This is a genomic window from Arthrobacter sp. KNU-44 (assembly GCF_051843155.1).
GTDB lineage: Bacteria > Actinomycetota > Actinomycetes > Actinomycetales > Micrococcaceae > Arthrobacter.
The window spans coordinates 1141117-1154960 of sequence record NZ_JBPXNG010000002.1 but is presented as its reverse complement, the minus strand read 5'-3'; the positions used below and the strand labels follow the sequence as shown (position 1 = coordinate 1154960).

Annotated in this window: 13 protein-coding genes; 8 read left to right on the top strand and 5 right to left on the bottom strand. The window is 64.3% G+C overall.

Annotation, left to right across the window (positions count from 1 at the left end; translation table 11 throughout):
* The first annotated feature begins 5 nt into the window (after positions 1-5).
* The 4 genes from ACSVHC_RS06105 (at position 6) to ACSVHC_RS06090 (ending at position 4465) form a co-directional block, all read left to right on the top strand.
* Positions 6-1517, top strand: coding sequence for a CoA-acylating methylmalonate-semialdehyde dehydrogenase (locus ACSVHC_RS06105; protein ID WP_437772618.1), 1512 nt, complete (start codon positions 6-8; stop codon positions 1515-1517).
* A gap of 109 nt (positions 1518-1626) precedes the next feature.
* The gene (locus ACSVHC_RS06100; RefSeq protein ID WP_437772619.1) at positions 1627-2538 is read left to right on the top strand and encodes a sugar phosphate isomerase/epimerase family protein; all 912 of its coding nucleotides are present in this window, start codon (positions 1627-1629) and stop codon (positions 2536-2538) included.
* Between the two features lie 32 nt (positions 2539-2570).
* A complete protein-coding gene (locus ACSVHC_RS06095) occupies positions 2571-3584 on the top strand; it encodes a Gfo/Idh/MocA family protein (protein WP_437772620.1) in 1014 nt (337 codons plus the stop codon).
* An 8-nt stretch (positions 3585-3592) separates the two neighbouring features.
* Entirely contained in the window at positions 3593-4465 is an 873-nt protein-coding gene (locus tag ACSVHC_RS06090; protein WP_437772621.1) for a sugar phosphate isomerase/epimerase family protein, read from the top strand.
* Positions 4466-4525: 60 nt separating this feature from the next.
* Here the strand turns inward: ACSVHC_RS06090 and ACSVHC_RS06085 are convergent, their stop codons facing one another.
* The 5 genes from ACSVHC_RS06085 to ACSVHC_RS06065 form a co-directional block, all read right to left on the bottom strand.
* A complete protein-coding gene (locus tag ACSVHC_RS06085; protein WP_437772622.1) occupies positions 4526-4933 on the bottom strand; it encodes a hypothetical protein in 408 nt (135 codons plus the stop codon).
* The gene (locus ACSVHC_RS06080) at positions 4933-6642 is read right to left on the bottom strand and encodes a SulP family inorganic anion transporter (protein WP_437772623.1); all 1710 of its coding nucleotides are present in this window, start codon (positions 6640-6642) and stop codon (positions 4933-4935) included. The genes ACSVHC_RS06085 and ACSVHC_RS06080 overlap by 1 nt, the downstream gene beginning before the upstream one ends.
* Entirely contained in the window at positions 6639-7019 is a 381-nt protein-coding gene (locus ACSVHC_RS06075) for an ArsR/SmtB family transcription factor (RefSeq protein WP_437772624.1), read from the bottom strand. Before ACSVHC_RS06075 ends, ACSVHC_RS06080 begins: the two co-directional genes overlap by 4 nt.
* A gap of 157 nt (positions 7020-7176) precedes the next feature.
* Positions 7177-8196, bottom strand: a complete 1020-nt coding sequence (locus ACSVHC_RS06070; protein ID WP_437772625.1) for a sugar phosphate isomerase/epimerase family protein — start codon at positions 8194-8196, stop codon at positions 7177-7179.
* Positions 8193-9371 (bottom strand): Gfo/Idh/MocA family protein, encoded by a 1179-nt coding sequence (locus ACSVHC_RS06065; protein WP_437772626.1) that lies wholly within the window; start codon positions 9369-9371, stop codon positions 8193-8195. Before ACSVHC_RS06065 ends, ACSVHC_RS06070 begins: the two co-directional genes overlap by 4 nt.
* Before the next feature lie 158 nt (positions 9372-9529).
* On the opposite strand from ACSVHC_RS06065, the gene ACSVHC_RS06060 reads away from it, so the two are divergent.
* The 4 genes from ACSVHC_RS06060 to ACSVHC_RS06045 all read left to right on the top strand — a co-directional run bounded on the left by ACSVHC_RS06060 (position 9530) and on the right by ACSVHC_RS06045 (position 13800).
* Positions 9530-10540 (top strand): LacI family DNA-binding transcriptional regulator, encoded by a 1011-nt coding sequence (locus ACSVHC_RS06060; RefSeq protein ID WP_437772627.1) that lies wholly within the window; start codon positions 9530-9532, stop codon positions 10538-10540.
* Between the two features lie 171 nt (positions 10541-10711).
* Entirely contained in the window at positions 10712-11707 is a 996-nt protein-coding gene (locus tag ACSVHC_RS06055) for a substrate-binding domain-containing protein (protein WP_437772628.1), read from the top strand.
* A gap of 64 nt (positions 11708-11771) precedes the next feature.
* Positions 11772-12830, top strand: a complete 1059-nt coding sequence (locus tag ACSVHC_RS06050) for an ABC transporter permease (protein ID WP_395801301.1) — start codon at positions 11772-11774, stop codon at positions 12828-12830.
* A 16-nt stretch (positions 12831-12846) separates the two neighbouring features.
* The gene (locus tag ACSVHC_RS06045) at positions 12847-13800 is read left to right on the top strand and encodes an ATP-binding cassette domain-containing protein (protein ID WP_437772629.1); all 954 of its coding nucleotides are present in this window, start codon (positions 12847-12849) and stop codon (positions 13798-13800) included.
* Positions 13801-13844: the final 44 nt, after the last annotated feature.

Below are 13844 nucleotides of genomic sequence, written 5' to 3'. Positions count from 1 at the left end.
CGCACATGTCGACGACGACCACCATGACCACCATCAAGCATTTCATCAACGGTGTTGAAACCGCCGGCGCCGGCGATCGCAGCCAGCCGGTCTACAACCCGGCCACCGGCGCCGTCTCCGCAACGTTGCGCCTCGCGAACCGTGCCGATCTTGACGCCACCGTTGCCGCCGCGAAGGCCGCGAGCGAAAAGTGGGGCGATTTCTCCCTCGCCAAGCGCACCGCTGTCCTGTTCAAGTTCCGCGAACTGGTCGCCTCCCACGTGGACGAACTCGCGGCCCTGATCACCGCCGAGCACGGCAAGGTCATTTCCGATGCCAAGGGCGAGATCGGCCGCGGCCTGGAAGTGATCGAGTTCGCCTGCGGCATCCCGCAACTGCTCAAGGGCGACTACTCGGACCAGGTCTCCACCGGCATCGACGTGTTCTCCTTCCGGGAGCCCCTCGGCGTCGTCGCCGGCATCACCCCGTTCAACTTCCCCGTCATGGTTCCGCTCTGGATGGCACCCATGGCGATCGCCACGGGCAACGCCTTCATCCTCAAGCCCTCCGAACGCGACCCCTCCGCCTCGATGCTGCTCGCGAAGCTCTGGAAGCAGGCCGGCCTTCCCGACGGCGTGTTCCAGGTCCTGCACGGCGACAAGGAAACCGTCGACGGGCTCCTGACCCACCCGGACGTCGACGGCATCTCCTTTGTCGGCTCCACCCCGATCGCGAAGTACGTCCACGAAACCGCCACCAAGCACGGCAAGCGGGTCCAGGCCCTGGGCGGGGCGAAGAACCATGCGATCATCATGCCCGACGCCGACCTCGACAACGCCGCCGACCACCTGGCCGCCGCCGCGTTCGGTTCCGCGGGCGAGCGGTGCATGGCCATCTCCGTCGCGGTCGCCGTCGGGGACGCCGCCGAGCTGCTGGTCAAGAAAGTCGAGGAACGCGCCCTTGCCGTGAAGGTCAAGAACGGCACCGAGCCCGACGCCGAAATGGGCCCGGTCATCACCCCGGCCTCCAAAGAACGCATCGTGCGGATCGTCACCGAAGCCGAAGCCGCGGGAGCGGCGATGGTCGTGGACGGCCGCGACCTGGTGGTCCCCGGCCACGAAGAAGGCTTCTGGGTCGGCCCCACCGTGATCGACCACGTCAAGACTGAAATGACCGCCTACACCGAGGAAATCTTCGGACCCGTCCTCGTCGTCGTCCGCGTCGAGGACCTGGACGAAGGCATCAAGCTCATCAACTCCAACCCCTACGGCAACGGCACCGCGATCTTCACCTCCTCCGGCGCGAACGCCCGCAAGTTCCAGCGCTCCGTCACCGTGGGCATGGTCGGCATCAATGTCCCCTTGCCGGTGCCCGTGGCCTACCACTCCTTCGGCGGCTGGAAAGCCTCGCTCTTCGGCGACAAGCACATCTACGGACCCGAAGGCGTCTCCTTCTACACCCGCGGCAAGGTCGTCACCTCCCGCTGGCCCGAACCCACCCACGCCTCCGGCGCCTCCTACAACTTCCCCTCCAACTAGTCCCCTCCCACCCAACTGACTCGCAGTAGTTGTCGTTATGAGCCCTCATAACGACAATAAATGCGAGTTAGTTGGGCCGGCAGGGCGCCGATTGAACAAGGATTGAGCAATGACAGAGAACAAACTCATCATCGGCACGGCCCCGGACTCTTGGGGTGTCTGGTTCGCGGATGACCCCAAGCAGACCCCGTGGGAACGCTTTCTGGACGAAGTGGCCGAGTCCGGCTACAAGTGGATCGAACTGGGCCCTTACGGCTATCTGCCGAACGAACCCACGCGCCTCGCGGAGGAACTCAAGCAGCGCGACCTCAAGGTCACGGCAGGAACGGTCTTCACTGCCTTCCACCGCGGCCTGGACCAGTGGGAGACCGCCTGGGAACCTGCCCGTAAGGTAGCCGAGCTCACGGCCGCCATGGGCGGCGAGCACATCGTGGTCATCCCGGCCATGTGGCGCGACGACGTCACCGGGGAAGCAGTGGAAAGCGGGGAGCTCACCGAGAAAGCGTGGAGCGACCTGTTCACCGGCCACAACCGTCTGGGCAAAACCCTGCTGGAAGACTACGGCCTCAAGCAGCAGTTCCACTCCCACGCCGATTCACATGTCGGGGCGCAGGCGGACATCGAAACGCTCCTGGCGTCCACCGATCCCCAGTACCTGAACCTGTGCCTGGACACCGGACACGCGGAATACTGCGGAGCCTCCAGCCTGGAACTGATCAAGAACTACCCCGACCGCATCGGCTACCTGCACCTGAAGCAGATCAACCCGGATGTCCTCAGGAAGGTCAACGAGGAAAACATGACCTGGGCGGCAGCCAACCTGGCCGGCGTCATGACCGAACCGCCGAACGGCCTGCCGGATCTTCGTGCAGTCATCGAGGCCGTTGAAGGACTCAACCGGCCGATCTTTGGCATTGTGGAACAGGACATGTACCCCGTGGCCTTCGACGTCCCCATGCCCATCGCCAAGCGCACCCGCAACTACCTGCTTTCGTGCGGCTCCCGCACTGCCGTGCAGTAGCACAGCAGCCCAGACACCTAAGGACAGAAACAATGACTGACATTCTCCGCGTGGCCGTCATCGGCGCAGGCCGCATGGGCGCCGACCACATCAAGCGGCTCAGCACGCGCATCCACGGCGCCGAAGTGGCCGCCGTCGTCGACGTCGACCTCGCCCGCGCGCAGGCCGCCATCGCAGGGATCGACGGCGCCGTCGCCCTCGCTAGCGCCGAAGAGGCCCTCAACAACGGCGACGTCAACGCCGTGCTGATCGCCACCCCCGGTTTCCTGCACGAGGAAATCTTGTACAAGGCACTGGAGAAGGACTTCCCCATCCTCTGCGAAAAGCCGCTGACTCCGGATGCCGAGAGCGCTTGGAAAGTTGTCCAGGCCGAAACGGCGCTCGGCCACAAGCGCATCCAGGTGGGCTTCATGCGCCGCTTCGACGCCGAATACGCCGCCCTGGGTTCCGTGATCCGCGACCGTGAACTCGGCGAGCTGCTCATGCTGCACCACCAGCACCGCAACCCGGACACGCCCCAGGGCTTCACCAACGCGATGCTCATCAACGACTCCGTGGTCCACGAATTCGATGCCATCCGTTTCTTCACCGGCGAGGAAATCACCTCCGTGCAGGTCCGCCTCGGCAAGGCGACGCGCAACGCCCCGAACGGCCAGCACGATCCCCAGCACGTCCTGATCGAGACCGAGTCCGGTGTCCTGGCCGACGTCGAAATCTACGTGAACGCCAAGTTCGGCTACGAAGTCGCCACCCAGGCGTCCTTCGAGGACGGCATCGTGAGCATCGGTGGCGACGGCGGTCCTTACGTCCGCAGCGCCGGCCGCTGGGGCGGCAAGGTCACCCCTGGTTTCGAGGAGCGCTTCGGTGCCGCGTATGACGTCGAGGTCCAGGCTTGGGTTGACGCCGCCCGCCGCGGCGAAATCGGCGGCCCCACCGCCTGGGATGGCTACGCCACCGCTGCTTGCTGCGAAGCGGGAGTCGAAGCCCAGAAGTCGGGCGAAAAGGTCGCGGTACAGCTCAACACCAAGCCTGAGCTGTACAAGTAGGAGTGACCATGAAGATTGCGCTCGACCCCACACCGTTCCACCACAGCCACAGCCTGCTGGAGTTTCCCCGACTGGCCGCCGATCTCGGCTATAAATACCTCCAGCTGACCCCGCACGCTGACTTCATCCCGTTCTTCAACCACCCCAAGGCTGACGACGAACTGGTGGGCAAGCTGAAGAAGGCCTGCAAGGATGCCGACGTCGAGATCGCCTCGGTGCTTCCCGTGCTGCGCTGGTCCGGGCCGGACGAAGACGCCCGCGAGGCCGCTGTCCGTTATTGGAAGCGTGCCATCCAGATCACGGTCGATCTCGGCGTGCAGACCATGAACACCGAATTCAGCGGCCGCCCGGAAAAGGCAGAGGAGTCCGAAAGGGCGTTCTACCGCTCGATGGAGGAGTTGCTTCCGATTATCGAGCGCGAAGGCCTGGACGTCCTCATCGACCCGCACCCGGACGACTTCGTGGAGGACGGACTCGCCGCCCTGCGCGTCATCCGAGGCGTGAACTCGCCCAACATCGGTATGGTCTACGTTGCCTCCCACACGTTCCACATGGGCAACAAGCCGCTCGACATCATGCGGGCCGCTGGGGACAAGCTGCGCCTGGTCCACGTGTCCGACACCATGGACCACCACGCCTCCCACGGGCTGCGCTACATCACCAACCCGCCGGGCAACGCCGTGCGCGTGCACCAGCACCTCAAGATCGGCGACGGCGACGTCAACTGGGACGAGTTCTTCGGCGGGCTCAAGGAAATCGGCTTCCTGGACAAGGACAACACTGTCATGGTGTCCAGCGTCTTCGCCGAGGACGACAACGCCAACGAGGTGTCCCGCTACCAGCTGGAAACCATGGGCAAGTACATCGCGAAGGTCCAGTAAGGGCAGACAACAAAGGGAGGCGGCGGGTTTCTCGCTGCCTCCCTCCCTTTGTTGTCCTGGCTACCGAAGCAGGGATGCCAGGCAGGTGTTGTATCCGGCCATGACTTCCTCGAAACTAAGCAGTCGCGGCCTGCCATGAACCGCGGTCTTGGGAAATGCGGGGAGTTCTTCCGGGGAACACAGCAGCGGTTCGCAGGTGCGCCCGGCGGCATTCAGGGTGGCGATGCCCCAAGGATGAACGGCCGGTGTGACCGTAATGTCGATGGCGTTCAGCGTGTCGGGGAGGAGATTGCGGACGACCGATCTCCAAGCCGCAACGTAGGATTCGCGGAGCATTTCGATCTTGTCGATGTCATTGAGATCGTAGCTCCGAAGCAAATCTTCGGAGAGTGAGTCCCATTCCTCGGTGGACCGCACGAGCAGGTGGGCGGCCCGGATGTGGGCGCTTGCTTCGTTCAGTGAAGGCATTAGTCTTCTTTCAGGGTTGGCGCCTGTAGGGTCGCCTGCGGCTGGACCGGTTGCGGGTTCTTGCCGGGGTTGCGTGCGCTGGCGGCGCGGGCGACGTGGCTTCGGGCGTGTTCGACGGCTGGGGCTAGTTCGGTGAAGAGGTGTTTGTGGTGGCGGAGGGAGTCCAGGACCCCCACCTGGGTGACGAGCCGAAGGTGGCGCTCCTGGATCCCTTTGATCAGCACCGTGATTCCGCGGCGTTCTAGAGCCTGGACCATGTCGGTGATTGTTCTGGCCCCGGTTGCGTCCAGGATCTGCAGTTGTGACATGCGGATGATCACGACGTCGACGTTCCGGATGGCGCTGACCCGCTCCAGGACGCGTTCGGCGGCGGCGAAGAACAACGCCCCGTCGAGCCGGAACACGGCGATGTGCTCGTCCCCTTCGTGGACCGGGCCGGGGATTTCTTCCCGGTGCACTCCGCTGGACCGGACCAAGGCACGCAGGGCGAAGAAGGCGGCGACAGCGATCCCGATTTCCACGGCCTCGATCAGGTCGAAGGACACGGTGATCAGTGCGGTGACGAAGAACACGACCGTGTCGGCGCGGGTTGATCCGATCACGCTGCGCAACGTTTTGAGGGAGACCATGCGTGTCGCGGTGACCATCAGCACCCCAGCCAACGCGGCAAGGGGGATGCGGGAAACCGGGCCGGTGGCCAAGTACACCACGGCCAGCAGGACCAACGCATGGGTGATGGCGGCGAGGCGTGTCCGGCCGCCCGAGCGAATGTTCACGGCGGTGCGGGCGATGGCACCCGTGGCCGGCATGCCGCCGAAGAATCCGGACGCGACGGACGCCAGGCCCTGGCCCAGGAGCTCACGGTCCGCGTCGTAGGGGCCGGTATCGGAGATCGACGCTCCGACCCGTGCCGAGAGCAGCGACTCGATCGCGGCCAGGGCCGCGATTGTGGCCGCGGACCCGGCCAGCGCGGTGATCGTCGCCAGGTCCAGCGAAGGCATCGTCGGGGCCGGCAGGGAATCGGGCAGGGCACCGATCCGGGTCACGGGCAGATCGAGGAACTGCGCGGCCACAGTGGCGATGATGATCGCGATGAGCGAGCCCGGGATCCGGGGATGGATCCGCGGTGAGGCAACCATGATCACCGCGACCAGAGCTACCACGGCAACCGGGGCAAGAACCGAGGCTGGGGACACAGTGCCGATGGCCTGGATCGCCGAGATGACGGCGTTGCTGCTAGGCCCGGGCTTGCCGCCGAACGCGGCAGGGACCTGCTGCAGGAAAATGATTACCGCGATTCCGACGGTGAAGCCCTCGATCACAGGCCAAGGCAGGAGAGTCACGACCCGCCCGAGTTTGAGTAGCCCGGCGGCAACCACTATCACCCCGGCAAGGACCGAGACAGCGGCCAGTGCACCGAGCCCATGGGCGGCGATGACCGGGCCCAGGACCACGACCATTGCGCCGGTAGGTCCGGAGACCTGGATATTGGAACCACCGAAAACGGCCGCGATCACGCCTGCGATTACGGCGGTGATCAGTCCGCTGGCCGCACCCGCGCCAGAGCTGACACCGAACGCGAGGGCCAGCGGCAGCGCGACGATGCCGACGGTGACCCCGGCAACCAGGTCTCCTTTCCAGGTACGCGGCAACAGCGCGTAATCCTGGCGCGCGGGCAGGAAGGCCCGGGCGGCGACCAGGATCTTCATCGGGTGCTGGCCGCTGCGGCTGACGCGGGTGCAGTCGCTTCTGAGGACTCAAGCTGCGCCCGGGTGGTGTGCAGCATGTCGTTGAGCAGCAGTCTCGCAACGGAGAGGAGTTCCGCGACCTGTGGGTACGCCAAGGTGTAGAACATCTGCAGCGCCCGTCGTTCTCCCTTGACGAGCTGATATCGGCGCAGCACCGACAGATGCTGGGACAGGTGCGAAGCCTCCAGGCCTGTTGCGGCCAGAAGCTCTGTCACTGACACTTCGGGCGCCGCCGACAGGAGCTCCAGAACCCGGATCCTGACCGGGTGGGCCAGCCCCTTGAACAGATTGGCCTTCACCTCGTACAGCGGTGCCCGGAAATCCGCGAACTCTTCCATGACTGCCTCCTTGCCCGCCAGTACAAGCCTTTGCTTGACTATTTGATGGATTCATCATCCAGTGTAGCAAGGGCGGGAACGGAGAGCCCTGCGTGCCAACACAAGAGGGCTTCATCCGAAATCGGATGAAGCCCTCTTGTGCAGTTCGAGGAACCCGCTATGCCGTCACGTTCAGCGACGCTGTGAGCGCTGCGTCGGCGTCCCGCAGGACCTTGGCTGCGACCTCGAGTCCTTCGATCCTTCCGAGCGAGGTGTCTTCGTGCTCGATGTTGACGAGCACGTTCGGGTCCACTTCATGCAGGGCACGCAGGAACTCGGTCCAGTAGGGGGTGTCATGCCCGCGGCCGAGGGCAACGAAGTCCCACGCGGAGTTCTTGGGCCACTCGTTGGCCCATTCGTCACCGCCGAGGTTCGTGCGGTTTTCGTCCGGCGAGAGGCGACGGAAGCTGTTGTCGAGGACGCCGTAGAGTGCGGCGTTCCCGGTATTGACGCGGACGTCCTTCGCGGCTGCCTGGAAAACCAGCGGGCCGAGTTCGCGGACCACGGCTACCGGATCCATCTGCTGCCAGAACAGGTGCGAAGCATCCAGTTCAACGCCCACATGGGTAGCTCCCGTGAGCTCGATGAGCTTGCGGACATCGGCGGTGTTGAACACGATGTTCTGCGGGTGCAGTTCGAGGGCCACCTTGACGCCGTGGTCTGCAGCCAGGCGGTCGGTCTCGCGCCAGAACTTCGCCGCGACGTCCCATTGGTAATCCAGCACATCCAAAGCCGCCGAGTTCCAGGCGTTGACGATCCAGTTCGTCACGGTCGCGCCGGGCTCACCGCCGGGCAGGCCGGACATAGTCACTACCCGGTTCTGGCCGAGGCGCTCCGCGAGCCGAATGGAGCGGCGGATGTCCTCGGCATGCTTCTCTCCGATCTCGCGCTTCGGGTGCAAGGGGTTGCCGTTGCAGTTCAGTCCTGCGATCGCGACGCCGGTCCCCTCGAAGATCGCGAGGTAGTCGTCGCGGGCGGCATCCGAGACAAGAATGTCGGCGAAAGTGGGGACGTGGACCGCGGGCAGGAACCCGCCGGTGTTGATCTCGATTCCCGTGAGGCCCAAATCAGCGATGACTTTGAGGGCTTCGGGAAGCGGCCTGTCGTGCAGGATCGCGTTGTAGACGCCGAGTTTCATAGCGTGATGGTCTTTCCGTTGTTGAGTGCCGATTCCGTGACAGCGCCGAGCAGTTCCATGTTGCGCACGCCTTCGTCGAACGTGGCGCAGCGGGGGAGGGACTCGGATTCAGGCAAACCTGCAACCTCCTCGAGGAATGCGCGGGCCTGGTATCCGAAAGCGTCGTTTTGGCCGAAGCCAACCTCGGGGGCGTCCATGGCGAGGCCGCCGGCGATGTAGGGGTGGCCCGGGCCGAGGATGACCTGGCGGTACCCGTTCTCGTTGCCGGAACCATCGTTGAGAAAGAGCTGGATTTCGGAGGGGCGGCGCTGGTCGAACTTGGCCGCGCCGTTCTCGCAGAACACTTCGAAGTTGAGGCTGTTGGCGTGGCCGGCGGCAACGCGGGAGACTTCGAAGCTGCCGGCGCCGTTCCCGAACTCTGCGTTGAAGGCGGCATAGTCGTCGTTCTCCACGGCCTCGAAGGTGTCGCTGACGGCGGCGTGATCGTGGCCCATCACGGCGCCAAGGGGCACGGGGCGCTTGTCGATGACGGTGCTCAGGCGCCCGCCGCTGATGGACTTGATGTCGCCGCACAGGAACTCGGAGACGTAGGCCAAGTGGCTTCCGACGTCGGCCAGTGCGCCGGAACCGGGGCCGCCCTTGTAGCGCCAGCTCATGGGAGCCGACGGGCTGAAGCCGTAGTCGGTCCAGTAGCGGCCGCTGAAGTGCAGCACCTTGCCGAGGACACCGGTCCGGATCAAATCGCGGATGTAGGCAATGCCGGGCGTGCGGCGGAACGTGAAGCCGATCCGCGCGATGCTCGAGGCGTTGCGGGCGGCCTCGGCCATAGCCCGGGCGTCCTCGATCGAGTCGCTCAGCGGCTTCTCGCAGAGGACGTGCTTGCCTGCGGCCAGGAGTCCCTCGACCACCTCGCGGTGGAGGGAATTCGCGATGACGACGCTCACGACGTCGATGTCGTCGGCTTCCGCGATGGCCTGCCATGAGGTGTCATTGCGTTCGTAGCCAAAACGTCGGGCGGCGAGTGACCCGAACTCTGCGTTCACATCGCCGATGGACACGAGGCGCACCGGCGGAAGCACGGGGCTGTAAAGGGCGGACGCCGTGCGGTAGGCCGCCGCGTGTGCCTTGCCGGCCATACCTGCGCCGATGACGGCGACCCCTAGGCTCTCAGCCATTGATTTCTCCTTCGAAATTAAGCCTGGGTGCCGAACACCCCTTGCGGCATTTTGGAGCGCTACAATTTAGCACTGGACACAAAGCCTAATCATGTGAGTATGTCCTGTCAATGTTCCACGAATACCCTTGACAGCAGAGTAGGAAGGTTCCCCGAATCGTGAGTGCGACAAGTCCTAAAACCCGCCGCCCAACCATCTATGACGTTGCCAAACATGCCGGCGTCTCGCCGTCGTTGGTGTCCTTGGTCCTCCAGTCGCCGGAAAGGGTCAGCGACAAGCGCCGCCAAGCTGTCCAGTCGGCAATGTCTGAGCTCGGCTACCGTCCCAGCAGGGCCGCGACCACGCTAGCGAGCAATCGGACCAAGAGTATCGGCCTGCTGATTGACGACTACAGGAACCTTTGGTTCGTCGATCTCCTCAGGGGCATGGAGTCGGTTCTTTCGGACCTCGGCTACCACGTCATGTTGGCCGACTCCAGGCCCGGCGAAAACCGCATCAAGGAAGCCGCCGACGGGCTGCTTGCCATGCATGTCGACGGGCTGGTGATCGCGGCAGAGCCGAGTGAGTCCATGCTGGACCGGACGTGGGTGCCCACGGTGGTGGCCGGGTGGCGCAAGGGAGTGCCGGGCGGCGCCGACCTCATCACCAACGACGACGACGGCGGCGGCGGCATGGCCGCCAGCCATTTGCTGGGGCTGGGTCATACCCGCATCGGCCATCTCTCAGGGTCCGACGGCGCGTCAGCCCATCGGCGTGCCGGTTTCCGGCGGCAGATCCAGGCCGCCGGCGTCGAACTCCTGATTGCCGAGTCCAAAGGCACTTCGGAGGAAGATGGCTACGCCGCGGCTTCCTGGCTGCTTGAACACTACCCGGACGCGACGGCGATCTTCGCGGCCAACGACACCATGGCCGTGGGCGCCTTTGCCGTCCTCAAGGCCAGGGGCCTTCGCGTGCCCAACGACATTTCTGTGATCGGCTACGACAATTCCCCGCTGGCAAAGTCGAGGTACTTGGACATCACTTCCGTCGACAACCGAAGCGACCTTGTCGGGGTTGATGTTGCGCACAGGCTGCTCGCCAGGATTCAGGATCCGGCCCTCAAGCCCCAGCAGACCTTGATCGATCCCGTCCTGGTGGTGCGAAGCACCACGTCTCGGCCCGTCCCGTAGCCCCGATCTGAACGGTGTTCCCCGGGAGATCACATGACCATCTCACGTAAAAACATCCTAATGTCAGGACAAAGTATTGACATCTGTGAGGCGAGTCACCATGATCTGTGTAGAGGGCTTTGAGCTCCTGCAGAGTGGCAGGGCCACAACCCCAATCAAAGGAGATAAATCGTGAAGAAGTTTTCCTGGCGGAAGGCGGCACTCGTTGCGGCCGTCGTTCCGATGATGGCTCTTAGCGCTTGTTCCAGCACGGGCGGGAAGCCGGCTGACAGCGCCAATGCCGCCGGCGGCGGTCAAGCCGTCAGCACTCCGCGTATGAAAGTCGCCCTCATCACCCACGCGGCGGCAGGCGATACATTCTGGGATATCGTCCGCAAGGGCGCTGAGGAAGCGTCCGCGAAGGACAATGTTGACCTCCTCTACACAAGTGACCCCGAGGCTGGGCGCCAGGCACAGCTCGTGCAGCAGGCTATCGACCAGAAGGTTGACGGCATCGCCGTCACCCTCGCCACGCCGGATGCCCTCAAGGACGTCCTCAAGAAAGCAACCGATGCCGGTATCCCCGTGGTGAGCCTCAACGCCGGCGAGGGTGTCTCGGCACAGCTCGGGGCGTTCACCCACTTCGGCTCGAACGAGAAGCTGGCAGGCGAGGCCGTCGGAACCAAGCTGGCATCGCAAGGCTTCAAGCACCCGGTCTGCGTGATCCAGCAGCAAGGCCACGTTGGCCTCGAAGCACGGTGTGCTGGCGTCAAAGCGAAGGTGCCCGGAACTGAGATCCTGTACGTCGACGGCAAGGACATGACTGCGGTCCAGTCCACCGCTACCGCGAAGCTCCAGGCAGCCAAGGATGCAGATGTCATCATCGGCTTGGGCGCGCCGATCACCCTCACGCTCCTCAAGTCCGTCACGGACGCCAGCAGCTCTGCAAAGGTGGCTAGCTTCGACCTGAACGCGGACCTCGCCCAGAAAATTGTGGACGGCTCTGTGATCTTCACCGTGGACCAGCAGCCGTGGCTCCAGGGCTACATGTCCGTTGACTCCCTGTGGCAGGCCAAGCGCGGCGGCTTCAAGCTCGGTGGCGGCCAGCCCGTTCTGACCGGTCCCACCATCGTGGACAAGTCCAACGCTTCCGACGTCCTCAAATTCGCCCAGCAGGGCGTCCGCTAGATCCAGGATTCTGGCCGCGCGGCGGGTGACCACCGCGCGGCCTGACCAACAAGGAGTTCTTCCTATGGCAAACACAGCAACCCTGCCGCCGGCACCGGCTTCGGCCCCCGGCGATGAGCGTATCGGACGCCGTAGCCCGGTCCAGAAGTTTCTGGGCAGGCCCGAAGTCGGCGCCCTCGTGGGGGCCGTTGTCCTCTTCATCTTCTTCGCGTCGGTGTCCCAGACGTTCACGCAGCCGAACGCGCTCGCGACCGTGCTGTATGGTTCCTCGACGATCGGGATCATGGCGGTGGGGGTGTCGCTGTTGATGATCGGCGGTGAGTTCGACCTTTCCACCGGTGTGGCCGTGATCTCCTCGGCCCTGACTGCCTCGCTGTTCAGCTGGAACTTCTCGCTGAACGCGTGGGTCGGTGTCGTGCTGGCGCTCGTCGTTTCGCTCGGCATCGGTTTCATCAATGGCTGGATCCTGGTCAAGACGAAGCTGCCGTCCTTCATCGTGACGCTCGCGACGTTCCTGATGCTCACTGGGTTGAACCTGGCCCTGACCCGCCTGATCGGCGGGTCCGTGTCCTCGCCGTCGATCTCCAAGCTGGACGGTTTCGATTCCGCCCACGCGGTGTTCGCGTCCTCGATCAGCATCGGCGGGGTCGAGGTGAAGATCACGGTGTTCTTCTGGATCATCCTGGTCGCGATCGCCTCCTGGGTGCTGCTGCGCACGAAGGTCGGGAACTGGATCTTCGCCGTCGGCGGGGACGCGAACGCGGCCCGCGCCGTGGGCGTCCCGGTCACGAAGACCAAGATCGGGTTGTTCATGGCGGTCGGGTTCTGCGGCTGGATCCTGGGCATGCACAACCTCTTCGCCTTCGACGCGGTGCAGTCCGGCGAAGGCGTGGGCAACGAGTTCCTCTACATCATCGCCGCGGTCATCGGCGGCTGCCTGCTCACCGGCGGCTACGGCTCCGCGGTGGGCGGTGCGATCGGTGCGTTCATCTTCGGCATGGCGAACAAGGGCATCGTCTATGCCCAGTGGAACCCGGACTGGTTCAAGTTCTTCCTGGGCCTGATGCTGCTGCTGGCCACCATCGTGAACCTCATCGTCAAACGCCGCGCAGAGCTCAAGTAGAAGGGGCGCACAAGAAATGAATGCCAAACAGATCGACCAGCAGACCCTGCTCAAGGATGAAAAGGACCCGCTGACCCACACCCCCGTGCACCTGCTCTCCCTGGACAAGATCGGAAAGCACTACGGGAACATCATCGCCCTGCGGGACGTGACCATGGCCGTGGACAACGGCCGCGTCACCTGCGTCCTGGGGGACAACGGCGCCGGCAAGTCCACGCTGATCAAGATCATCGCCGGACTGCACCAGCACGACGAAGGCGCGCTGCACGTCATGGGCGAGGAACGGAAATTCAACTCCCCCCGCGACGCCCTCGATGTCGGCATCGCCACCGTGTACCAGGACCTGGCCGTGGTCCCGTTGATGCCGATCTGGCGGAACTTCTTCCTCGGCTCGGAACTGACCACCGGGTTCGGGCCCTTCAAATCCATGGACGTCCAGAAAATGAAGGACATCACCCTGGCGGAACTGGCTCAGATGGGCATCGACCTGCGCGATGTGGAACAACCCATCGGCCAGCTCTCCGGCGGTGAACGCCAGTGCGTCGCGATCGCCAGGGCCGTGTACTTCGGGGCGAAGGTGCTGATCCTGGACGAACCCACGGCCGCGCTGGGCGTGAAGCAGTCCGGCGTCGTGCTCCGGTACATCCTGCAGGCCCGCGACCGGGGCCTGGGCGTCATTTTCATCACGCACAACCCGCACCACGCCTTCCCGGTCGGGGACCGGTTCCTGCTGCTCAAGCGCGGGAAGTCCATCGGCTACTACGACAAGAAGGACATCACCCTGGACGAACTCACCGCCCAGATGGCCGGCGGCGCGGAACTGGCAGAACTCGCCCACGAACTCGAACAACTCGGCGGACACACCGAAGCACTCAAGGAAGTCCAAGCCGAAGTCGCCGGGGTATCCGAAGTGACCGACGTCGCCGACGTCGCTGACGCTTCAAAGGAAAACAGCCCACGCCACGCCTAGGGCGCAGGGAGACAGCGCGGACAGAGACGGGGGTCCGCCGGAAA